A 22,524-nucleotide genomic window follows, 5' to 3' on the forward strand; every position below is an offset into this window, starting at 1 on the left:
ACCCCGGATCACGAATTACCTACAATCGCGCAAACTCATCACATCCCGGAAATGACATCATGAGCCAAGTCACTCACAGCAAATTGCTGATCTTAGGGTCAGGCCCGGCCGGTTACACCGCGGCCGTCTATGCCGCCCGCGCCAACCTCAATCCCCTGCTCATCACCGGCATGCAGCAAGGGGGTCAGTTGACCACCACCACCGAAGTGGAAAACTGGCCAGGTGATCCGGAAGGCCTGACCGGCCCGGCCCTGATGGAACGCATGAAAGAGCATGCGGAGAAGTTCGATACCCGCATCCTGTTTGATCACATCAACAGTGTCGAACTGACTCAGCGCCCGTTCCGCCTCAAGGGCGACAACGGCGAGTACACCTGCGATGCCCTGATCATCGCGACCGGCGCCTCCGCAAAGTATCTGGGTCTGCCCTCCGAAGAGGCCTTCAAGGGGCGCGGCGTCTCCGCCTGTGCCACCTGTGACGGTTTCTTCTACCGCAATCAGGAAGTGGCGGTGATTGGCGGCGGCAACACCGCAGTTGAAGAAGCCTTGTATCTGGCCAACATCGCCAAGAAGGTGCACCTGATCCACCGCCGCGACGAATTCCGTGCCGAGAAGATCCTGATCAAGCGTCTGCACGACAAGGTCGCGAGCGGTAACATCGTGCTGCACACCCACCAGACCCTGGACGAAGTGCTGGGTGATCAGATGGGAGTCACCGGTGTGCGCCTGCGCAACACTCAGGACAACAGCACCAGCGAGCTGGCGCTGATGGGCGTCTTCATCGCCATCGGTCACCAGCCCAATACCCAGATCTTCGATGGCCAGCTGGAGATGCAAAACGGCTATCTGAAGGTACGTGGCGGCCTCGACGGTTTTGCCACCCAGACCAGCATTGAAGGTGTCTTCGCTGCCGGCGATGTGGCCGACCACAACTACCGTCAGGCGATCACCTCTGCCGGTACCGGCTGCATGGCAGCCCTCGATGCCGAACGCTACCTTGACGCGCAATAAACAAGCGCAGATGTGATATAAGGCATACCAATCGGTATGCCTTTTTTATTTAAAGGAGTCTAATGAAACAGAAGATATTGATTGTCGAAGATAGCCTGACCATCCGCCGTATGCTGACTCAGGCCATTGCCCAGCAAACTGGCCTCGAGATTGACGCCTTCGATACCCTCGAAGGTGCCCGTCACTGTCGGGGAGAGGAGTATGTGGTCGCGCTGGTGGACTTGACCTTGCCGGATGCGCCCCGTGGCGAAGCGGTCAACGAGCTGCTGGCTCGAGGTTTGCCGGTGGTGATCCTCACTGCCGACATCAGCGAGGATAAACGTGCCGCCTGGCTGGAAACCGGCGTGCTGGACTATGTGATGAAGGATTCGCGCCACTCGCTGCAATATGCCGTCAGTCTGGTGCACCGTCTCTATCTCAACCAGTCCATCGAAGTGCTGGTAGTCGACGACTCACGCACCTCCCGTCACCGCACCATGGCCCAGTTGCGCAAGCAGTTGTTGCAGGTGCATGAGGCCAGTCATGCCCGTGAAGCGATGGCGATGCTGGAGCAACACCCGGACATCCGGCTGGCACTGGTCGACTACTATATGCCGGATATCGATGGCATCAGTCTGGTGCGGATGCTGAGAGAGCGATACAGCAAGCAGCAGCTCGCGATTATCGGGATCTCGGTCTCGGACAAGCGCGGTCTCTCTGCTCGCTACCTCAAGCAAGGCGCCAACGACTTTCTCAACCAGCCGTTCGAGCCGGAAGAGCTGCAGTGTCGGGTCAGCCACAATCTGGAGGCCCTTGAGCAGTTCAACAGTATTCAGGAATCAGCCAATCGTGACTACCTGACCGGTCTCTACAACCGGCGCTACTGGTTCAACGAAGGGCAAAAATGGTTTGAAGAGCATCAGCGCCAGCAGACGCCTCTCGCACTCTGTGTGCTCGATGTGGATCACTTCAAGCAGGTCAACGATCACTGGGGCCATGCCATCGGCGATCAACTGCTCTGCCATCTGACCCGGCTACTGACCCAGTTCTTCCCCGATGCCATGATCGCCCGCTTTGGCGGAGAGGAGTTTGCCATGATGGTGCCTCACTGTACCGTCCCCGTGTTGATCAAGCGTCTTGAAGGGCTGCGTCAGCAGCTGCGCCAGCAACCCTTGTCACCGGAAACCCCGCTCTTTGTTCGCGCCAGTTACGGCGTGATCAGCGTCGGGCGGATATCCATGGACGAGGCGCTGAGCGTAGCGGATCGGCTGCTCTATCAGGCAAAGAACACCGGTCGCGACAAGATAGTCTCTCAAGAGACAGCTATCTGAATCCTCAGGGCATCAGTCCCGTGTATTACCGCCCGACAGACTTTCCAGCAGGAGAGTCTGCGGGTTCCTTTCCTGCCACAGTCTCCCCATCACAATGACTATCGAAAGTCAGTAAGTCTTGTCGACCCGCACCCCATCATCGAAGTAGAGAATGCGCACCTTGTCCCCATTGGCAAAGACCATGGCGGGATCATAATCCTGGATCACGTTGATAAGGGCATTTTGCTCGTTGCGGATCAGCAGCTCCACCAGCTTGTTTTCCACCACGGTTCCCCCGGACTGGTATTGCTGCGCAGCCGCAGCACCTGCGAGCGCGCCGACGGCGGTGGCTATTTCACGGCCATGACCGCCACCAAACTGGTTGCCAAGCAGACCGCCCAACACGGCACCACCCAGCGTCTTCCAGCCAGAGTGCTCGGACTCCAGGATCTGGCGCTGGGTAATATTGCGCACCGTTTCGACCTGACCAAACACCACCTGATTGACCGGCCGCGCGGTATTGCGCTGGTAGACCTCCGCCCCGGCGGGCGCCGTGACAAAGCAGAGCAAGCTGGATACTATCAGGATAATGGCCTTCATCTATGAACCTCGTTGCCTTATGTCTCGCTATCTTACCCAACTGGATGATGAGCTTTGCTGGTTTCCCGACCCCAGCCATGCGCTGGAAGAGCCCAACGGCTTGCTGGCGATCGGCGGGGATCTCTCCCCTGCCAGATTGCTGGCAGCTTACCACAAGGGGATCTTCCCGTGGAATGAACCCCACCAACCGACCCTGTGGTGGTCACCGGATCCCCGTGGGGTGATCCGTCCCGACCAACTCCATGTGGGGCGGACACTGCAGAAGATTATCCGTCGAACCCCATTCGATATTTCCGTCAATCGCGCCTTTAATGAAGTCATCACCGCCTGCGCCGCCCCTCGTCGCACTGCCGATGGCACCTGGATCAGCCAACCCATGATCGATGCCTACCAGCAGTTGCACCAACTGGGTCATGCCCACTCTATCGAGATCTGGCAGGAGGGAGAGCTGCAAGCGGGACTGTATGGCCTCTCTATCGGCCGACTGTTTTGCGGTGAATCCATGTTCAGCCGGATTGATAACGGCGCCAAACTTGCCATGGTGGCACTCTGTCGCCACTTCGCCCGCCATCACGGCGCCCTCATCGATTGCCAGATGCAGAACCCGTTTCTGGCGACCCTGGGTATCGAGGAGTGGCCAAGGGCCCGTTTTCTGGCCGAGCTGGCGCGCCTTGGCCATCAACCACTATTGGCTTCCTGCTGGCAAGAGGGGGAAATCAGCCTATGACTGAAGAAGTGATCCTAAAAGTAGGGCTGACTCCCAAGCATCCCTGCAGTTATCTGGACCATGAGCAGGAGCAATTGCTGGTACTGATGGATCACAATCTGCTCAACGCCAACGGTTACGAGCGATTGTTGACTGCCGGTTTTCGCCGCAGTGGCAACGACATCTATCGTCCCCACTGCCCGGCTTGCCATGCCTGCCAGTCCCTTCGTATTCACAGTGAACACTTTCGTCCCAGCCGCGGCCAGAAGCGGATCCGCCAGCTCAACAGGGATATCGAGATCGTCCTGAGCTACGATGACAAACCCGAGTATTACCTGCTCTACGAACGCTATATCCGCGAACGCCACCACGATGGCAGCATGTATCCCCCCAACCGCAGCCAGTATCGCGGTTTTCTCCATTGTGACTGGATGCCGCCACTCTATCTGGAGATGCGCAAGGAGGGCCGTCTTATCGGCGTGGCCACCACAGACCTGCTACCCCACTCCTTGAGCGCCATGTACACCTTCTTCGATCCGGATTATGCCGATCGCTCCCTGGGCACCTTTGCCATCCTTTGCCAGCTCGATCTGGCCAGGCGAACCGGGCGAAGCTGGCTCTATCTTGGCTATCTGGTAGAGGCGTGTCGCAAGATGAATTACAAACGCAATTACCTCCCTCATGAGCTGTTAATTCAGGGGGAATGGAAAAATATCGACACCAAGCCCGAGTAAACTTTACACATAGCCTTAAATCCGGCATGATCCAGCGGTTTTTTGTTGTGGCTTATCAAGAGGATTCAATGGCTAAAGAAGACAGTATTGAGATGCAGGGCACTATTCTCGAAACCCTGCCCAATACCATGTTCCGTGTGGAACTGGAGAATGGTCACGTGGTTATCGCTCATATTTCAGGCAAGATGCGCAAAAACTACATTCGTATCCTGACTGGAGACAAAGTAACGGTAGCACTGACTCCCTACGATCTCTCCAAGGGACGTATTGTTTTCCGCTCTCGCTAAGCCAGGAATTCAGCAAAAAACCCCAACCTTTCGGTTGGGGTTTTTTGTCGTTTTCTGATCACTGACGCTTAGTGGGAAACAGCTTCAACATTGACCTGAAAATCAAAGCTGAGGCTGTCATTTACCAACTCAACCTTCACAATTCCCCCGTCAACCAGTGAACCGAACAGGATCTCGTTGGCCAGGGGTTTCTTGAGGTGCTCCTGGATTACCCGACCCATCGGTCTGGCCCCCATGGCTCTGTCATACCCCTTCTCCGCCAACCAGTGGCGGGCACGCTCGGACACCTCGAGAGAAACTCCCTTCGCATCCAGTTGAACCTGCAATTCGACAATGAACTTGTCGACCACCTGATGGATCACCGTCATATCGAGATGGTTGAACCAGATGGTGTGATCAAGCCGGTTACGGAACTCCGGACTGAAGGTCTTGTTGATCACCGCCATGGCATCGTGGCTCAAATCCTGTTGCTGGAAGCCAATCGATTTGCGTTGGGTCTCCTGCACACCGGCGTTGGTAGTCATCACCAAAATGACGTTACGGAAATCCGCCTTGCGCCCGTTGTTATCGGTCAAGGTGCCGTTGTCCATCACCTGCAACAGCAGATTGAATACGTCCGGGTGAGCCTTCTCTATTTCGTCAAGCAACACGACGGAATGAGGGTGTTTGATCACCGCATCGGTCAGTAAACCACCCTGCTCAAAACCGACATAGCCGGGAGGCGCACCAATCAGGCGTGAGACGGTGTGGCGTTCCATGTACTCGGACATATCAAAGCGCAGCATCTCGACACCCAATGCCTTGCCCAACTGCTGGGTCACCTCTGTTTTACCAACACCGGTAGGACCGGCAAACAGGAAGCAACCAACCGGGCGACGCTCGTTGCCAAGTCCTGAACGAGAGAGGCGAATCGCATCGGTCAGCACCTCGATGGCTTTATCCTGACCAAAGACCACCATCTTCAGATTGCGCTCCAGGTTCTTCAGCACCTCTTTATCCGAGGAAGAAACTGATTTCTCCGGAATGCGGGCAATCTTGGCCACAATGGACTCAATTTCCTGCACATTGATCACTTTCTTGCGCTTGCTCGCAGGCAGCAACCGTTGACCGGCACCCGCCTCGTCGATCACATCGATCGCCTTGTCGGGTAAGTGACGATCATTGATGTACTTGGCAGAGAGCTCGGCAGCTGCACGGATCGCCTTGGCGGTATAGCGTACACCGTGGTGGGCTTCGTAGCGACTCTTGAGCCCCATCAGGATGCGAGTGGTGTCATCGATAGTCGGCTCGACAATATCGATCTTCTGGAAGCGACGGGCCAGCGCACGGTCTTTCTCGAAGATCTGGGCGTACTCCTGATAAGTGGTGGATCCCACACAGCGGAGCAAACCATTGGAGAGCAGCGGCTTGATCAGGTTGGCCGCATCCAGCTGACCACCGGATGCCGCACCGGCACCAATGATGGTATGGATCTCGTCGATAAAGAGAATGGCCCCTTCTTGACGCTCAATCTGCTTGAGCAGTACCTTGAGGCGCTTCTCGAAATCCCCACGGTATTTGGTGCCCGCCAGCAGAGAACCCATATCCAGCGAATAGATGGTACTGCCCGCAATCACCTCGGGGACATCCCCCTTGACGATGCGATAGGCCAACCCTTCAGCAATGGCGGTTTTCCCCACGCCCGCTTCACCCACCAGCAGCGGGTTGTTCTTGCGACGGCGGCAGAGCACCTGAATGGTACGGTTGAGCTCCTGATCACGGCCAATCAGCGGATCGATGCGCCCTTCCAGCACCAGCTGGTTCAGGTTGGTGGCAAAGCTCTCGATCTGTGCGGCCGAGACATCATCATCAGACTCGGGATTGTTATTGCTGCCGAGATCAGGCTTGCTGTCCTTGCGAACCCCATGGGAGAGGAAATTGACGACGTCGAGACGGCTGATCTCGGCTTTTTTCAGGAAATAGGCAGCTTGTGACTCCTGCTCACTGAAGATAGCGACCAGCACGTTGGCGCCGCTGACTTCGGTATTGCCGGAGGATTGCACATGGAAGACGGCACGCTGCAACACGCGCTGGAAGCCCAGTGTCGGCTGGGTTTCACGATCTTCATCATCGCGCGGTATGAGCGGAGTAGTTTGGGTGATGAATGCGCGGATCTCCTTGCGCATCTGCTCAACATCGGCACCACAAGAGCTCAGCGCCTCATGGGCTGAACTGTTATCCAGAAGGGCTAACAACAGGTGCTCGACGGTCATGAATTCGTGGCGCTCGTCACGGGCCAGTTTGAAAGCCTCGTTCAGCGTCTTTTCTAGATCTTTATTCAACATAGGCACCTCCCCTAGTACAGCTACAATGTGGTGTCACACTCGCCATCAAGTCATCAGATTCAAGCCTTTTCCATAGTACAGAGCAGTGGATGTTCGTTGTTACGTGCATAGGTGTTGACCTGGACAACCTTGGTTTCGGCGATCTCTGCGGTAAACATGCCGCAGACACCCTTACCACTATAATGCACACTCAGCATGACCTGAGTCGCCTTGTCCAAATCCATACCAAAGAACTTTTGCAGCACCTCCACCACAAACTCCATGGGCGTGTAGTCATCGTTGTTCAACACAACCTTATACATGGGTGGCGGCTGCAGTTTTGTTTTCTCTGCTTCTGCAATCTCTTCATTAGCAAAGAGTTCTTTCTGCTTGCTCATAATCGCGCTTTGGTACCTCTAGATTACTACCGTCTAACACAAGGTTGTCAATAGACTTGTTAACCAGATCACATCAGCTGTTAACAACTTCTTGACTCGCTCAAAAGTTAGACTAGATTGGTTACTTGCTAATCTGTGCCCGTCTGCTATGGGCCCATGTCCCTAGTTATAAAGGGCTGGCGCAGGTTACTCAACGACTTCTGGGTAATCAATAAAAGGATGTAGAAGTATGGCAACCGGCACAGTTAAGTGGTTTAACAACGCAAAAGGATTTGGGTTTATCTGTCCGGAAGGGGGCGGTGAGGATATCTTCGCTCACTACTCCACGATTCAAATGGAGGGCTACAAGACCCTGAAAGCGGGTCAGGCTGTCAATTTTGAACTGCAACAGGGGCCGAAAGGAAATCACGCCTCTGTGATTGTGCCAAACGAAGCACAAAATATGTAAATAACACCCGTTGGATAAATAAAAAACCGGTTCCTCTCTGAGCAACCGGTTTTTTATTGTCATATTTCTGGCGAATCCTGCCTCCTCACGGGATCACAGGGTTATCACCAGCCATGATCAGTCGTGATATTCACTGCAGGCGATCAGGGTATTTTCCATCAGGCTGGCGACCGTCATCGGGCCCACGCCACCGGGTACCGGAGTAATGAAGGAGGCATGGCTGCGCGCCGTCTCAAACTCTACATCCCCGACCAGCGAGCCATCAGCCAGGCGATTGATGCCCACATCGATCACCAATGCCCCCGGTTTGATCCACTCGCCAGGAATGAAGTTGGGCTTGCCGACCGCAACAACCAGCAGATCGGCACGGCGAACCTGCTCTTCCAGATCCCGGGTAAAGCGGTGACAGGTCGTGGTTGTGCAGCCAGCCAGCAACAATTCGAGGGTCATGGGACGCCCGACGATGTTGGACGCTCCCACCACGACCGCATGCAGACCGTGCGTCTTCACGCCGGTGGTCTCGATCAGTGTCATGATCCCTTTCGGAGTGCAGGGACGCAGCGCCGGAATACGTTGGGCCAGACGGCCGACGTTATACGGGTGAAATCCATCTACATCCTTGTCAGGCTGGATCCGCTCCAGCACCTGAGTGGTATCAAAGTGATCCGGCAACGGCAACTGAACCAGAATGCCATCTACGTGGCTATCCGCATTCAGCCGGTCGATCAGCGCCAGCAGCTCTTCCTGACTGGCGGTTGCACTCAGATCATAGGAGCGGGAGAGAAAACCCACCTCCTCGCACGCCCGACGTTTGCTGCCGACATAGACCTGAGAGGCGGGATCCGCCCCCACCAGAATGACTGCCAGCCCTGGAGCCCGTTTCCCTGCCGCCAACCGCTGTTGGACTTGCGCCGCGACCTGGCTGCGAATCGTTTGCGCAACCTGTTTTCCATCTATGATTTTGGCAGACATCGTTCTCCACTCACCATGTGTTCAACTGCCGCGCATTGTCGCATTTTTTTAGCCGGGATGTTAGCGGCAGACGCACGCCAGACCTGTAGAGGGCAATAAGTAGGCACTTGAATTTACTGGGGGAAAAAGTCGTTGACGCTGCCCCTTACGCTTGGCTATGATGCCCGCCCGTTGCCCAGTACGACTCTTGTCGATATGCTGGTCAGGGATTTTCGGTGATTAGCGCAGCCCGGTAGCGCATCTGGTTTGGGACCAGAGGGTCAAAGGTTCGAATCCTTTATCACCGACCATGTTCATCGACTCGTCTTCAAGACGTGTTGGTACAAAGCGCCCTTAGCTCAGTTGGATAGAGCAACGGCCTTCTAAGCCGTGGGTCGCAGGTTCGAATCCTGCAGGGCGCGCCATTGATGCTCTCCTTTTCTTCTGGGTTGGCGAGCGTTGATGACAATTTCAGTGGTGGCTGTAGCTCAGTTGGTAGAGTCCCGGATTGTGATTCCGGTTGTCGTGGGTTCGAGCCCCATCAGCCACCCCATTATTATGTCGATAATCGCCGCAAGGTGATGTCCATCGACTTGGAGCAGTGGCCTTCTGGTCTGCTCCACAAAAAACCGGCCTTAGCCGGTTTTTTGTTTTGCGCTCGACTGTACCTTGCCTTGTCTGCAAGGCCATTATCCTCCAGATCGATAAACGCGGCTCCGCCCATTTGTCACGATGTGTGCCTCCCCATCGATACACACAGCCACTCTCCCCCACACATCAGCCTGCCCGGTTCTTTTTCTGTATTTCCCAAGTGCCATTGATATGCTGATCGCTCTTCTTCTCTCCTGCTTTCCGTTGGAGCTTTTCTATGCAACGCATTCTTTTTGTCGAAGATGATCCCGAGATTGGCCAGCTCATCAGCAGTTGGCTCGGTCGCCACGATATGGACGTGATCCTCGAGCCCAGAGGGGATATGGCACTGGCCCGGGTAGAGGCCGAGCAGCCCGATCTGGTACTGCTCGATATCATGTTGCCGGGGCAAGATGGCATGTCCCTCTGTCGGGATCTTCGGCCACGCTTCGACGGCCCCATCGTAATGCTCACCTCGCTGGACAGCGACATGAACCAGATCCTGAGTCTGGAGCTGGGCGCCAACGACTACATCCTCAAAACCACCCCGCCCCCCGTGCTACTGGCCAGACTGAGGGTGCAGTTTCGCCAGCACCAGCAAGCATCAACCCAACCGGCAGCCACCAGCAGCGTTCCCCAGCAACTGCAATTTGGTCGGCTACGGGTGGATGGTCCGGGACGAGATGTGCGGCTCGATGGCGAGAGCATTGCTCTCTCGACCGCCGATTTTGATCTGTTGTGGGAACTCGCTTGTCACGCCGGCCAGATCCTAGGACGGGAAGCTCTCTTTCGCAGCTTGCGCGGCCGGGAGTACGACGGTCAGGATCGCAGCATGGATGTGGCCATCTCCCGCCTGCGCCGCAAACTGGGTGATAACCCTGACAACCCGACCCGGATCAAGACGGTGCGCCAGAAAGGCTACCTCTTCGTCCCCCACGCCTGGGAATAACCCTTTTTCGGGAGCACCGCCATGCGCCGTCTCTTTATCCAGTTCTATCTGTTGCTGATCAGCTGCTTCACCCTGGCCATCCTGCTGGTGGGCGTGGTCTATCAGGTGACCGCCGAACGGGCGGGTGATCGCTATCTCGAACGCATGATGCAAGGATCCCTTGGCCTGTTGACCGGCGAGTTGGCAAGAACCCCGCCAGAGCGCTGGCCCGATCGACTGGCCGAGCAGAGCAGTCAGTTCACCCTCCCCCTCAAGATCGGCGAGCTGGTGCGCCAGCCCCTGGCAAGCGAGGATCAGGCCTTTCTGGCTGCCGGCAACATTGTCATCGTCGAGGAGGATGACACCTTCCTGCAGCGCATTCCCGATACCGATCGGGTGCTGATTGTCGGCCCTGTACCCTACCTCTCCTACCTGCACGAGCTGCACTGGGTCGATGTGGGGCTGCTGCTGGTGATCGGCCTATCCCTCGGCCTGCCCATTCTGCTCTGGTTGCGTCCCCACTGGCGCGGCTTGCAGCAGTTGGAGCAAACCGCACGTCGCGTAGGCGATGGGGATCTCTCCTGCCGAACCAATCTGCCACCGGGCAGCAGTCTGGCCCGGGTGGGACGCACCTTCGATCAAATGGCGACCCAATTGCAAGCCATGATTGCCAGCCGCAAGCAACTGACCGATGCCATCGCCCACGAGTTGCGCACCCCGCTGGTCCGGTTGCGCTATCGGCTTGCCATGCTCGATCCTGCCCCTGCCGAGCAGGAGCAGCAGGCGCTGGAGCGAGATCTGGGGGCGCTGGACGCCCTGATCGAAGAGATGCTCACTTACGCCAAGCTGGATAGACCCGAACTGCCGCTGCAGCAGGACGAGCTTGAACTCAGCCACTGGGCACAAGCGCATCTCGGCGACTGGCAAGCGCTGGCCCCCGAAAAGAAGCTCACCCTCGATCTGCCGCCACGCCACATGCCCTGGTGCGGCGATCAGCGTCTGCTGACGCGCGCGGTGGAGAACCTGATCGGCAATGCCCTGCGCTACGCCGAGAGCGAGGTTACCCTCTCCATCTCGCGGCTGCAGGAGAACTATCTGCTGGAGGTGAACGACGATGGGCCGGGGATCGATCCGGCGCTGGCGCCCCAGATCTTCGAACCATTCGTCCGCCTTGATCAGAGCCGGGATCGTCGCACCGGCGGCACCGGGTTGGGACTGGCCATCGTGCGCAGCATTGCCCGTCATCACGGGGGGGATGTGGCGCTGCTGGCCAGTGACCACGGCGCCCGCTTCTGCCTCACCCTCCCTGTACATTTGGATACAAACCGTCACCAAGTGCTCACTGAAGTACCGCGCTCAGCGTCATAGGATGAAGTCATGGAGAAATGCTCCATACCACCAATCCGAATAAGGAAATTGATCATGAAAAAAATCATTCCCCTGACTCTGGCCGCTGTTTTCGCCCTGACTTCCGGTTTCACCATGGCGGCCACCCCGACCAAAACTGCCGCTCCGCAAGCTACCCAGACCAAGGTGGTGAAAAAACACCATAAAGCCACCCACGCCAAGACCCCTGCCGTCAAAGTCGCACCGAAAACCAAGTGATCCAACCGGTCACTGGATAACACAGAGGGAGGCTGACGCCTCCCTTTCCATCTCTTCCCGAAATTTTCCTGACGAGCGCCTCCCTCGTCCAAACCGGATCCACGACCCGGCTCCCCCTTTGCGGGAAACGGTCAATGACCACAGGAACATGGCATGTGGCGTCATCTGTTTAAATGGCTCGGCCCCGTGTGCAGCTTGCTGCTGCTCGGCACCGCACTGACCGTACTGTATCACCTGACTCAGGCATGGCACTGGCACGATATTCGTATGGCCATCTGGTCCCAACCCCTGCCGCGACTGGCGGGCGCCCTGCTACTGACCCTGCTCAGTTATGGTTGCCTCTGCAGCTATGACATGCTGGCGCTCCATGCGCTGGGCAAGCGCCTTCCCTGGCAACAGGTCAGCATCACCTCCTTTATCGCCTACACCTTCTCCAACACCCTGGGCTTCGCCCTGCTGACCGGCACCTCGGTACGCTATCGGCTCTACTCAGCTCTCGGTCTGGCGACCGGTGAGGTAGCCCGAGTGGTGCTGTTCTGCTCCATCACCTTTTTCCTCGGCCTGCTGGCGTGGGGAGGTGGCGCCCTACTGACCTGCGATGTATCACAGCTGCTGCCTGACTGGCCGCAGTGGGCAGATACCCTGCTCAGGCTGGCGGGCGTCATGGCTCTGCTGTTGGTCACCTGCTACCTCTGCTGGCCCACACACCGTCTCTCCTGGCGCGAACACAGCCTGATCCTGCCCGGCTTCAAAGTACGTCTGTTGCAACTGTTGGTCGCGCTGGCCGACTGGATGGCCGCCGCCGCCGTGCTGTTTGTGCTGTTGCCCGCCGATAGCGTCCCCTACCCTGTGCTGCTCAGTGCCTTCGTGCTGGCCAGCTTCCTCGGGGTGCTGGCCCACGTGCCGGGCGGGATCGGGGTGTTCGAAGCGAGCATGAGCCTGTTGCTGGCTAACTACCTGCCAACCGACAAGCTGCTCGCCTCGCTGCTGCTCTATCGCTGCATCTATTACGTGCTGCCTTTCCTCTGCGCCCTGCTGCTCTTTGCGAGTCAGGAGATGCTGCAGCAGAAGGCTCGCTGGCATCGGTTGCAGGGGATTATGAGTGCCATTCAGGAGTTTCTGCCCGCCCTTATCAGCGTCGGTACCTTCGCCGCCGGCAGCCTGCTGCTCTGCTCGGGCATGATCCCGACCATGCGCAGCCACATCGAAGTGTGGCTGCAGGTGTTGCCTCTCCACCTACTGGAGCTCTCCCACGTGCTCGGCAGCGTGAGCGGTATCCTCCTGATCCTGCTGGCGCGCAGCCTCTACCGCCGTCACGACGCCGCGTTTCGCATCACCCAGCTGCTGCTGGCACTGGGGATCGCCTTCTCCCTGCTCAAGGGGGGGGACTGGGAGTCAGCCCTGCTGCTTGGCAGCTTTCTACTCATCATGACCCCCTGCCGCTCCCTCTTCTATCGCAAGGGGTCGCTGCTCTATCCCCAGTACACCCCGGGCTGGCTCATCTCGGTCGGCGCCGTGCTGCTGGGAGCACTGTGGCTGCTGCTCTTCTCCTACCGTCAGGTGGAGTATGACCACGCCCTCTGGTTCCACTTCTCGCCCCATAGCGGGGCGGCCCGCGGCCTGCGCGCCATGGGGAGCGTGGTGGCCGTGCTGGCCTTGGCCGGGGTTGCCCAGTTGCTTGCGCCGCTGCGCGTGGTCGGTGAAAAGCCGGACAAGGAGGCGCTTGCTCGCGCCCACGAACTGGTGGTGCGTGAAGGGGGGATCCACGGCTATCTGGCCCAGTTGCAGGACAAGTCCCTGTTGTTCCACCCCGCCGGTGACGCCTTCCTGATGTATGGCATCGAGGGCAACAGCTGGATTGTGATGGGGGATCCCGTCGGTCGCCCCGAGCAGATCGAAGAGCTGCTCTGGCAATTTCGCGAGCGGTGCGACGAGCACGACGCCAATCCGGTCTTTTATCAGGTCTCGGCCCGCTATCTGCCACTCTATCTGGAGCTGGGGCTGATCCCCTTCAAGCTTGGTGAAGAGGCGATGGTCGATCTGGCCAGCTTCGATCTGGCGGGCAGCCGGCTGCGCAACCTGCGCCAGAGCCACGCCAAGGGCAAACGGGAAGGGTTGACCTTCGAGGTGGTCGAGGCAAGCGCCGTGGCCCCCCTGCTGCCCAGATTGCAGACCGTCTCCGATACCTGGCTACAGAGCAAGATGGGCAAGGAGAAGGGCTTCTCGGTCGGCCGCTTCGAGCCTGACTACCTGACCTTGAGCCCGGCTGCGCTGGTCTGGCACGAGGGGCAGATCGTCGGGTTTGCCAACCTCTGGGTGAGCGATAACAAGGAGATGCTCTCCATCGATCTGATGCGCTACAGCCTGGATACCGGCACCGCCCCCATCATGGATTTTCTCTTTGTCGAACTGCTGCTGTGGGGCAAGGCGCAAGGGTACGCCAGCTTCAATCTGGGGATGGCCCCCATGTCCGGCTTCAACGATCACCCGCTCAACAGCTACTGGGCCCGCCTTGGCAATACCCTGTTCGTCCGTGGCAGCCGCTTTTACAACTTCCAGGGGCTCAGACGCTACAAGGAGAAATTTTCGCCCCGCTGGGAACCCCGCTACCTGCTCTGCAGCAGCAAGCTGGTACTGCCCAGAACCCTGACTCACCTGATCACCCTGATTAGCCGCGGCCCGCTGGGGCTGATCAAGAAATAGGAGCATGGCCAATGAGAGCCTTGATTTTGCTGTTACTCAGTCTCGTACTGCCCGTTTCGTCTTTTGCGGCGCACGCCGCCCCGGTCAAGGATGACCTGAGCCTGATTGAGCTGCCGGTCAAGCAGCCATCCGAGGCCCCCATGGTGATCTTTCTCAGCGGCGATGGTGGCTGGGCAGCGCTCGACAAGGGGTTGAGCACCCAGTTTCAGCTGCACGGCATGCCGGTCGTGGGCTGGAGCTCCCTCACCTACTACTGGAAGAAGAAAACCCCGGAGCAGGTGACCGCCGATCTGGAGCGGATCCTCGATGATTACCAGACTCGTTGGCAGCGTCCCCGCTGGCTGCTGGTCGGCTTCTCGTTTGGTGCCGAGATTGTCCCCTTCGTCATCAACCGGTTGCCGGAGCACTATCGTCAGGGACTAGTCGGGGCCGTGATGCTCTCCCCCTCTACCAGCTCGGATTTCGAGATCCACGTCAGCGACATGCTGACCCACAAGACCCGCAGCTACCCGACCGAACCGCAGGTGAAGACCATCCGCGATCTGCCGATGCTCTGCCTGCAAGGAGCCGATGACGATGACGGCGACCGCCTCTGCCCCCGTCTCAACCAACCCAACGTCACCAGCGTCACCCTGCCGGGAGGACACCATTTTGACGATAACTACCCCCAGCTCTATCAGGCCATCACCAAGCATCTGAACCAGCCCCGGATCCGCTGACTGTGGAGCATTAACCGGTATCACCACGGAATGCCTTTTAAGTACCGAGCAGGGCAAATCAGCGAGCAATGAAAAGGGCCTCTCTTGCGAGAGGCCCTTGTACTGAATTGGGCGGAAACTTTAAAAGGATCGACCAATGGATTGGCCGTGGCGTCAAGGTCACCGAGGCTTTTCACTACGATTGCCCAAGAGGTTCAGCCAGATGCTGGGCTATCAACAATGAAGATTCGCATTCCTATGCCAGCAACCACGCGGGGATTGCGCCAGAAAGCAAAAAGCCCCGATGTTTCCATCAGGGCTTTGCAATTTGGCGGTGAGGGAGACTGCCTCAATCAATACCGGACACATTCAATATATTCAATTAAAATCAGTACCTTACAGAACAATAAGTCCAGCATCGCCCGACTGAAAATGACTCTATCCCGTACTAAATGGCACAATGGATGGCATAGTCCATAACATGCCACATTCTCAAGGAATCCTTCCTACGGCACTTCTTACAGATACCAAAGCACGTAATCTCAAGCCTAGCGACAAAACGATTGCACATGGTGGTGTGACTGGCCTTGAATTGCCACCATTGTTTTTCTAGACAATCTGTTGCTGACAAATAAACTGCCTTTCAAACTCTACCGGCGACAGCCCATCATTGAAACCATGGAGCCTGATTGGTTTGTAAAACATCTCGATATAATCAAATACGTCGCTGTGGGCTTCGTCTCTTGTCGGGTAAATCCTGTGCTTGATCCGCACCCGTTTGAGCAACTGAAAGAAGCTCTCGGCGACAGCGTTGTCGTGACAGTTACCACGCCGGCTCATACTGCAACTCAGGTTGTGGGCTTTCAGAAAGTCCTGCCATTTGTCACCACCGATCAAGTTGCTGCCCTGATCCGAATGCACCAGTACCGGCTGCTTGAGCTTGCGCCACCAGACGGCCATCAAGACACGCATCAACCGCCAGGTCTGCCGTCATGCGTGACTTCATCGCCTAGCTGGCGATCTGGCGAGAGAACAGGTCGAGCACTACTGCCAGGTACAGCCCCCCTTCTTGAGTGCGGATGTAGGTAATGTCAGCCTCCCAAGAGATGGCGGGGGCTGGCACCTTAAACTGACGTGCCAGTGTGTTTGGGGCAGCCTGTGTGCTCTTTTGCCTCCAAAATGTCCCTTGCGGCGTTGATATCCCGTTTGCGAATGCAGCCCTTCCCGCTTCATTAATCTGGCCACTCAGTGCTTGCCGCAGGCTTCTTCTCCATCACGAAGGTCGCGATGGTTCTTGCGATAACCGTAGACAGCATCACTTTCCAGCCTGGATTGCTTGACCAATCCGATCAGTCGTTCGTCCTCCTGCTGGCGTGGCGAGGTAGGCTGTTTCAGCCAAGCGTAGAAGCCACTTCGGTGAATCCCCAGGGTCTGGCATAGGGTAACGACACTGTACCGGTCGAGTCGGGAGGTTATGAACGCGTACCTTGCCTTGACTCGCTGGCAAAGTATGCCACGGCCTCCTTTAGGATATTGCGCTCCTCGGTGACCTGGTGCAGTTCTTTAGTTCAGGCGGCGGATCTCGGATTGCAAGGCAGACTCTTCAAGCAGCTGGTCAGAGGGCTTACCGTACTGCCTGAGCCAAGCATTCAGACTGTGGCTGGATACCCCAAGGACTCGTGCAACGTCAGCCACCGGCCGTCCGCGCTCGGTGATTTGTTTAACCGCTTCGATTTTGAATGTTTCTGGATAACGCTGACGGGTCATAACACCTCCAATAGTTGCCTCATTTTATGGCTGTGAAGTGTCTAGGGAACTGGGGCGATTCATCCGGCCGCAACTGCATCAGAGTGGCGGAATCACCCAGCCTCCCGTAGCCCCTCTGCCCATAAAACCCTCATACGCGACCATCCTCCCCGCGGGGAACCACTGCACGCTAACCATGCACGGCAAGGCTCAACGCATCCCATCGCAACATACCTTCCCACTGATCCAGTGTGCTTTGGTAGGTATCCGCCGCGTTGTAATGGACCATGGCATGCAGGCGGGCATGATGGCCAAGTCGCTTGACCACGTCGGGCATGGCATTGAGGCTGGCCAGCACCCGCGCCAGATCGCCGGGATCGTTTGGCTGATATTTACGGCAATTCACGTCATCGGTGAGGTGTCGGTCCCACCAGGCGCCATCGGCCGGGATCACTACACATAATCCTGCCGCCATGGCCTCCAGAATGGAGAGACCAAACGGTTCCTGATGGCTGGTGGAGACAAAAATGCCGCATTGAGATCGGATCTCGTCAAGATTGGCGGGGTTGGCATACCAATAGGTGTCTGGCAGTTGTGGCTGGGGCTGGCTGCAGGGTTGCAGCGTGCCCTTGGGCTGCAGATAGCACACCATCAGCTCGGGGCGAGCGTCAGGGATCAGTTGATGGGCGGCCAGCATGGTCTCCAGCCCCTTCCAGCGCAGCAACGAGGCCGCCCACAAAATACGAGGCCCCCCCAGAGTCGCTTTGGGCCAATCAATCTCGCTCAAGCCGTTGGTAAATGGCTGCCAGTGTGACGGGAACTCGGTCTCGCCAAGCCGGGCCAGCAACGCCGCCAGGGAGCTGCGCGTCGATTCCAGATAAAAGACAAAACTCGCCCGTTGCAAGGCCCTGGCAGAGAGCCCCGAGCACCCCACAGGGCCATGGATCAGCTGAACCACCCGGCACCGCAACCCGCGGGCCGCCCAGTAAGAGCAGAGATCCACCCCTGGCCCGGACGCCGCCACCAGGCACTTCACCTGCCCCAGACGCAACACCAGCCAGAGGATGAGCAGGGTCTGCCACCCCTGTTTGAGCAGATAGCCGATGCCGGACTCCCGCCCCTTCAATATGTGGGGCAGCCAAAGAGGATGATGCTGACAACGGGACCAGGAGTCGGGATCCTGGGTCAACACATGGCATGTGAGCCCGGGCATCCGTTTGGCCAACTCATCGAGCAGCACTTCGGTCGCAACCTTGGAGCCACCGCGAAACGGGATAGGATCCACAACGATGACCTTTCCGAACACCGGCTCAGTTTGCATGCTCATCTTGCTGCTCCCTTACTCTGGCACCTTGCGGCGGCCAAACCCCAGTTGCACTTTTTGCGCCACTCTTGCCATCCCACTTGCCAGCATATTGCGACCTCTGGCAAGGAGGCGTTGCCCCGCCCAGTGAATGAGTGGTCGGAAGGGTGTGGGGGCCGTGGCGTGCCAACGACCAGCCAGCGCGGCGTCCCACACCGCCGTGACCCCGTCGACATAGCGCGCCACCGTGAACAACTGTGCGGCACGCAACTGAGCGGCCCGCCCCATTTCACATCGGCGCTGCGGATTGCTCAATTGCAGCCAGTGATCAGCCATCTCGGCCCAATCCCCCGGGGTTGCCAGCAAACCGGTCACCCCCTCTTCCACCACTTCGGGGATGCCGCCCACTCGGTAGGCACTGACCGGGAGCCCCAACATGCCCGCCTCCGCCAACGTCAGACCAAACACCTCCTCACGGGCGCCGGAGACCAGCAGATCCACCCCGCCTCGCAAGATAGCGGCACTGTCCGGCCGCTCGCCCAAAAAGTGGACCCGCTCGGCCACCCCGAGCTCGACAGCCAACACCATCAATGCTTCCCGCTCCGGACCGCTGCCAATGATCAGCAACTGGGCCTCCTCCCCCGATGCCATCAGGGCAGCCAGCGAGCGGATCAACAGATCAATCCCCTTGCGTTTGATCAATGAGCCGACGGTTGCGATGATCATATCCCCCGGGGGCAAGCCCAGCATGCCGACGACCGGCCAGTGAGCACCGCCATTCAGGCGAGCGGCATCCACCCCGTTGGGTACCCGGATCAACCGCTCGGCCGCACAGCCATCCTGGCGCCAACCGGTAAACACCGGTTCGCTCACCCCGATCAGCACGCTTGCCTGATGAACCCGCAGGCTGAATCTGTCTCTGGGCTGGTAACGGGCATGGAGGTGGCACACCAGCGGCACCTGCAACACTCGACAGACACCCGCCAGCCACTGACAAGGGGCCGCGCTGTTGGCATGCACCAGCCCAATCTGCCGCTCGGTGATGAGCTCTCTGGCTCGCCGGGAGAGGCGCCGATGGGCTGCAAGATCAAAACGGGGCGCCTGCCATCCCAGCAGCAGGCTGAACGGCTCGACCATGGTTTCTACCCCGAGGGTGGCCGCCTCTGCCGCCAGCGTCGGGCTATTGCACCAGAGCAACGGCGTAAACCGGCTGCGATCGAGGTGGGCCAGCAGATCCAGCAGGCAGCGTTCGCTGCCGCGGATCCAGTCCTCTCCGTAGTGAACCAGCAAAACAGGGGTTGCGTTCATCCTCTTGCTCCCTTTGGTGGCACTGCCGGCAACCGGGTTGCCTCCTGATGCTCCTCAGCGGTGGCCTTCACCTCTGTGGCCGCCTGCTGCACGTACTTGATGGCGGCGACGGCCAGCGCCAACTCCAGATAGATGGGCCAGGTAAAGCCCTGGGTCAGGAAGGATCCCGAAATCACAAACCCCACCATGCTGGCCATCACCCCCTGCATCGCCGTGATCACTGCAGGAGGCATGCCAGCGAGCTGGCAACGCCAGCAACTGCGCAGGGTCACCGTCACCATGCCGATAAACAGCGCCAACCCGACAAAGCCGGTTTCAGCCAGCACCCCGAACCAGGTGGAGTGCACCGCATGATTGAGCCCATCCCAATGGGGGCTGTAGAAGAAGTAGTTGTAATAGAAATTGGACAGGCCCACCCCCACCAGCGGATGGGCCAACGCCATGCCCCAAGCCGCTTGCCAGGCGTAGATCCGCCCCATGGCCGAGGCATCAACCCCGCTCTCGGCGGCGCCGCCAGATGCCCGGTCGCTGATCCCGGCGGCGGCAAACAGCACCACCAGCGCGACCATCCCCATCGAGATCAACAGGGTTTTCGACTTCACCCGCTGCCAGGCAAACAGGCCGCTGACCGCACACACGCCAAGCAAACCGCCGCGGCTCTGGGTGGCGATAATGGCGGCGGCAGTCAGCGCAAAACCAAGCCCCCCCAACAAACGCCCCCCTACCCCATTGCCCTGATTGAGCAGCAAGCTCAGCGAAAAACCGGCAGGAAAGAGCAGCACCAACGCCAGATCGTTGGGATCCCCCAGCACAGAGCCCAGCTCGCGCCCTATTGTCACCCGGGTGCCCTCCACCAGCCCGATCCCGCTCGCCTTGTTGTAGAGGGCCACCAGCGCCACCAGACAGCCCGCCACCACAAAGGTGCGTACCGCCAGCGCAAAATCCCCCGGGGTGCGCACCAGCCAGGCGGTGGCCAGGGTCATCAGATAGATCTTGCTGTAGCTGCCGGTCCAGGTGGCGATCGCCTCGCCCCGGTTGCTGGCAAACAGCACACCGATGGAGACCATCACAAAGAAAGCCGTCAGCCAGCTCAGGGCTGGACTCCAGTAGGGCTTGATCCGGCCGGTCAGCAAAATGTGCCAGACCAGCGCGCCGATGGCGGCCAGCGAGAAGAGCAGCGGGATCTTGAGGGGATAGAGCTGGGGGAACACCTCATGCAGCCGAAAGAAGGAGAAGGTGACAAATCCCAGCACCATCAAGAAGGGCCAGCGCAGGGCAAACCAGATGGCGGGAATGGCAAGGCCGAGCACCGGTAGCAGCAAGGGATGGGGCAGCCGCCACCAGAGCAGGGCCAGCACCAGACAAATGGCGCTTGCCCAGATGGCTGGGGTTAGACGAGCCATGATCCTGCCCACCATTGGCCGAGCCAGACCATCGCCAGCGCCCCGAGCGAACTGGCCCAGAGGGTCGAGAGGCGATACGGCAGCGGCAGCAACCGCTGGCTCACCAGATAAAAGGCCAGCGCCCGTACCAGATAGACCAGCAGCAGAGTCCAGATCACCCCGGCGACCCCGAAGGGGGGGATGGCGAGCAGAAAGCCTGCGACCCCAAGGGCGCTGCAGCCCAGATTGATCACCATCTGGGCATTGCTCTTTTCGCCGCTAAAGCAGCCGACATTGAGCAAGTCCGAAACATTTCGCACCGCCATACCCAGCACCAGCAGCGGAATATAGGCAATCGCCCCGTGATAGCTCTCCGGGGTCAGCCAGCGAATGAGCAAGGGGGCAGTGAGCCCGACAATCCCCGCGGTGACAAACCCCAGTACCGACCCCATCACGCTGTAGTGGGCATTGAGTCGCAGCCCATCCGGCTCGCGCAGCAGCATGAAACGGCGGGGATACCACCAGAGAGCAAAGGGTTGCAGCAACAACCCCACCGCCAGCGCCAGCTTGCCCGCCACCGCGTAGTAGGCGAGCAGCGCCTCCCCCACCACATCGGCCAGCAGCCAGCGATCCAGTCCGCTCAGGGCAAAACCCGCCAGCCCGCTCACCACCAGGGGCAATCCATAGCGCAGCAGCGGCCGATAGTGCTGCCAGTCAAAGCGGATCCCGCTATCTCGCCATTGCCAGAGGCTCAGCAGCAACGCCAGTGCAACGCAGGTCAGGGTGCCGGAGGCCAGCACCCCGCTCACGCCCCAGCCGAGCCAGAGCCACCAGCCGGTCAGCAGGGACTGGATCACCGCCTTGCCTGCGGTCGCCACGAAAAAGAGCCGCGCCTGATTGCGCATGCGCAGCCATGCCAGCGGCACGCCGATCACCCCTTCAAACGGCAGGGCGCAGAGCACCCAGCGCACATCCGCAAGACGGGTTTCAACCGGCAGCCAGGCTTGCACCAGAGGTGCCAGCAGCCAGAGCAGCACCAGACTGGCCAGGGCGATCAACCAGACCAGACCAAACATGCGGGCCACCACCTGCTGGCGCTCCTGCCCATCTTTCGCCAGTCCGGCAAAGCGGTAGAGGGCATCCACCAGCCCGAAGCCCAAAATAAGGGAACCCAGATTGATGAGGGTCAGCAGCACCTCCAGCTGACCGTATTCACGAGGCAGCAGCTGATGGGTCAACACCGGCAGCATCAGCAGGGAGATCCCCTTCATCAGGAGCAAGCCGCCGGCGTAATAGAGCATGGCAATCTGGTTCACACCAAGTTTCATAGGGCCTCCCAGCCACCCGAAGCATCCTGCTCCGGGTCAGCTACCGCTAATGCAAAGCCCACGCCACTCACTCCCGCCCTGAAGCGATAGCCCCTCTGTGCGGCTTAACCGGCCTGAACAAGCCCAGAATGAGACTGGCATTTGCGTTTTGCACAACGCTGGCTGCA

19 protein-coding genes, 3 tRNA genes and 1 pseudogene are annotated in these 22,524 nt (G+C 58.7%); 14 read left to right on the forward strand and 9 right to left on the reverse strand.

Features of this window, described 5'->3' with window-relative positions:
• Positions 1 to 59 precede the first annotated feature (59 nt).
• Together trxB and AB5Y82_RS13490 are read left to right on the forward strand one after the other, a co-directional pair.
• Positions 60 to 1,010, forward strand: a complete 951-nt coding sequence (gene trxB, locus AB5Y82_RS13485; protein ID WP_005359984.1) for a thioredoxin-disulfide reductase — start codon at positions 60 to 62, stop codon at positions 1,008 to 1,010.
• Between the two features lie 62 nt (positions 1,011 to 1,072).
• Positions 1,073 to 2,320, forward strand: coding sequence for a diguanylate cyclase (locus AB5Y82_RS13490; protein WP_005351207.1), 1,248 nt, complete (start codon positions 1,073 to 1,075; stop codon positions 2,318 to 2,320).
• A 108-nt stretch (positions 2,321 to 2,428) separates the two neighbouring features.
• Here AB5Y82_RS13490 and AB5Y82_RS13495 read toward each other — a convergent pair whose 3' ends face one another.
• The gene (locus AB5Y82_RS13495; RefSeq protein ID WP_005337104.1) at positions 2,429 to 2,899 is read right to left on the reverse strand and encodes a glycine zipper 2TM domain-containing protein; all 471 of its coding nucleotides are present in this window, start codon (positions 2,897 to 2,899) and stop codon (positions 2,429 to 2,431) included.
• A gap of 19 nt (positions 2,900 to 2,918) precedes the next feature.
• Here AB5Y82_RS13495 and aat point away from each other — a divergent pair, with 19 nt between their 5' ends.
• The 3 genes from aat to infA all read left to right on the forward strand — a co-directional run bounded on the left by aat (position 2,919) and on the right by infA (position 4,626).
• Entirely contained in the window at positions 2,919 to 3,626 is a 708-nt protein-coding gene (gene aat / locus AB5Y82_RS13500; protein ID WP_368174090.1) for a leucyl/phenylalanyl-tRNA--protein transferase, read from the forward strand.
• Positions 3,623 to 4,339, forward strand: a complete 717-nt coding sequence (locus tag AB5Y82_RS13505) for an arginyltransferase (RefSeq protein WP_005351203.1) — start codon at positions 3,623 to 3,625, stop codon at positions 4,337 to 4,339. Before aat ends, AB5Y82_RS13505 begins: the two co-directional genes overlap by 4 nt.
• 68 nt (positions 4,340 to 4,407) lie before the next feature.
• Positions 4,408 to 4,626, forward strand: a complete 219-nt coding sequence (gene infA, locus AB5Y82_RS13510) for a translation initiation factor IF-1 (protein ID WP_005300033.1) — start codon at positions 4,408 to 4,410, stop codon at positions 4,624 to 4,626.
• A 68-nt stretch (positions 4,627 to 4,694) separates the two neighbouring features.
• Here infA and clpA read toward each other — a convergent pair whose 3' ends face one another.
• Complete coding sequence (clpA, locus tag AB5Y82_RS13515) at positions 4,695 to 6,950, reverse strand: ATP-dependent Clp protease ATP-binding subunit ClpA (protein ID WP_005337110.1); 2,256 nt, start codon at positions 6,948 to 6,950, stop codon at positions 4,695 to 4,697.
• Positions 6,951 to 7,009: 59 nt separating this feature from the next.
• Complete coding sequence (clpS, locus tag AB5Y82_RS13520; RefSeq protein ID WP_005337111.1) at positions 7,010 to 7,327, reverse strand: ATP-dependent Clp protease adapter ClpS; 318 nt, start codon at positions 7,325 to 7,327, stop codon at positions 7,010 to 7,012.
• Positions 7,328 to 7,556: 229 nt separating this feature from the next.
• Here clpS and cspD point away from each other — a divergent pair, with 229 nt between their 5' ends.
• Positions 7,557 to 7,775, forward strand: coding sequence for a cold shock-like protein CspD (cspD, locus tag AB5Y82_RS13525; protein ID WP_005300025.1), 219 nt, complete (start codon positions 7,557 to 7,559; stop codon positions 7,773 to 7,775).
• 117 nt (positions 7,776 to 7,892) lie between these two features.
• On the opposite strand, the gene folD is transcribed toward cspD, so the two are convergent.
• Complete coding sequence (folD, locus tag AB5Y82_RS13530; protein ID WP_368174091.1) at positions 7,893 to 8,747, reverse strand: bifunctional methylenetetrahydrofolate dehydrogenase/methenyltetrahydrofolate cyclohydrolase FolD; 855 nt, start codon at positions 8,745 to 8,747, stop codon at positions 7,893 to 7,895.
• A 213-nt stretch (positions 8,748 to 8,960) separates the two neighbouring features.
• Between folD and AB5Y82_RS13535 the strand changes: the two genes are divergently transcribed.
• The 8 genes from AB5Y82_RS13535 to AB5Y82_RS13570 all read left to right on the forward strand — a co-directional run bounded on the left by AB5Y82_RS13535 (position 8,961) and on the right by AB5Y82_RS13570 (position 15,311).
• Positions 8,961 to 9,037, forward strand: a tRNA-Pro gene (locus AB5Y82_RS13535).
• A 37-nt stretch (positions 9,038 to 9,074) separates the two neighbouring features.
• Positions 9,075 to 9,151: transfer RNA gene (locus AB5Y82_RS13540), tRNA-Arg, on the forward strand.
• Positions 9,152 to 9,203: 52 nt separating this feature from the next.
• Positions 9,204 to 9,279 (forward strand) — tRNA-His (locus tag AB5Y82_RS13545).
• Positions 9,280 to 9,594: 315 nt separating this feature from the next.
• Complete coding sequence (rstA, locus tag AB5Y82_RS13550) at positions 9,595 to 10,305, forward strand: two-component system response regulator RstA (RefSeq protein ID WP_108542678.1); 711 nt, start codon at positions 9,595 to 9,597, stop codon at positions 10,303 to 10,305.
• 21 nt (positions 10,306 to 10,326) lie between these two features.
• Positions 10,327 to 11,652 (forward strand): two-component system sensor histidine kinase RstB, encoded by a 1,326-nt coding sequence (rstB, locus tag AB5Y82_RS13555; protein ID WP_111900031.1) that lies wholly within the window; start codon positions 10,327 to 10,329, stop codon positions 11,650 to 11,652.
• A gap of 54 nt (positions 11,653 to 11,706) precedes the next feature.
• Positions 11,707 to 11,889 (forward strand): hypothetical protein, encoded by a 183-nt coding sequence (locus AB5Y82_RS13560; RefSeq protein ID WP_042055686.1) that lies wholly within the window; start codon positions 11,707 to 11,709, stop codon positions 11,887 to 11,889.
• Between the two features lie 153 nt (positions 11,890 to 12,042).
• Positions 12,043 to 14,592 (forward strand): bifunctional lysylphosphatidylglycerol flippase/synthetase MprF, encoded by a 2,550-nt coding sequence (gene mprF, locus AB5Y82_RS13565; protein ID WP_111900033.1) that lies wholly within the window; start codon positions 12,043 to 12,045, stop codon positions 14,590 to 14,592.
• A 26-nt stretch (positions 14,593 to 14,618) separates the two neighbouring features.
• On the forward strand, positions 14,619 to 15,311 hold the full coding sequence (locus AB5Y82_RS13570) for an AcvB/VirJ family lysyl-phosphatidylglycerol hydrolase (protein ID WP_111900057.1): 693 nt from the start codon (positions 14,619 to 14,621) through the stop codon (positions 15,309 to 15,311).
• Positions 15,312 to 15,899: 588 nt separating this feature from the next.
• Here AB5Y82_RS13570 and AB5Y82_RS13575 read toward each other — a convergent pair.
• The 5 genes and pseudogenes from AB5Y82_RS13575 to AB5Y82_RS13595 form a co-directional block, all read right to left on the reverse strand.
• Positions 15,900 to 17,057, reverse strand: a pseudogene (locus AB5Y82_RS13575) (IS3 family transposase).
• Between the two features lie 169 nt (positions 17,058 to 17,226).
• Positions 17,227 to 18,363 carry a glycosyltransferase family 4 protein gene (locus AB5Y82_RS13580; RefSeq protein ID WP_368174092.1) on the reverse strand — a complete coding sequence of 379 codons (1,137 nt, stop codon included), beginning with the start codon at positions 18,361 to 18,363 and terminating at the stop codon, positions 17,227 to 17,229.
• 12 nt (positions 18,364 to 18,375) lie between these two features.
• Positions 18,376 to 19,647: a glycosyltransferase family 4 protein gene (locus tag AB5Y82_RS13585; RefSeq protein ID WP_368174093.1), complete on the reverse strand. Its 1,272-nt coding sequence runs from the start codon at positions 19,645 to 19,647 to the stop codon at positions 18,376 to 18,378.
• On the reverse strand, positions 19,644 to 21,050 hold the full coding sequence (locus AB5Y82_RS13590; protein WP_368174094.1) for an O-antigen ligase family protein: 1,407 nt from the start codon (positions 21,048 to 21,050) through the stop codon (positions 19,644 to 19,646). Before AB5Y82_RS13590 ends, AB5Y82_RS13585 begins: the two co-directional genes overlap by 4 nt.
• Entirely contained in the window at positions 21,038 to 22,357 is a 1,320-nt protein-coding gene (locus AB5Y82_RS13595; protein WP_368174095.1) for a lipopolysaccharide biosynthesis protein, read from the reverse strand. Before AB5Y82_RS13595 ends, AB5Y82_RS13590 begins: the two co-directional genes overlap by 13 nt.
• Positions 22,358 to 22,524: the final 167 nt, after the last annotated feature.

Origin of the sequence: Aeromonas sp. s13 (genome assembly GCF_040907905.1) — a bacterium.
GTDB classification, from domain to species: Bacteria; Pseudomonadota; Gammaproteobacteria; order Enterobacterales; family Aeromonadaceae; genus Aeromonas; species Aeromonas veronii.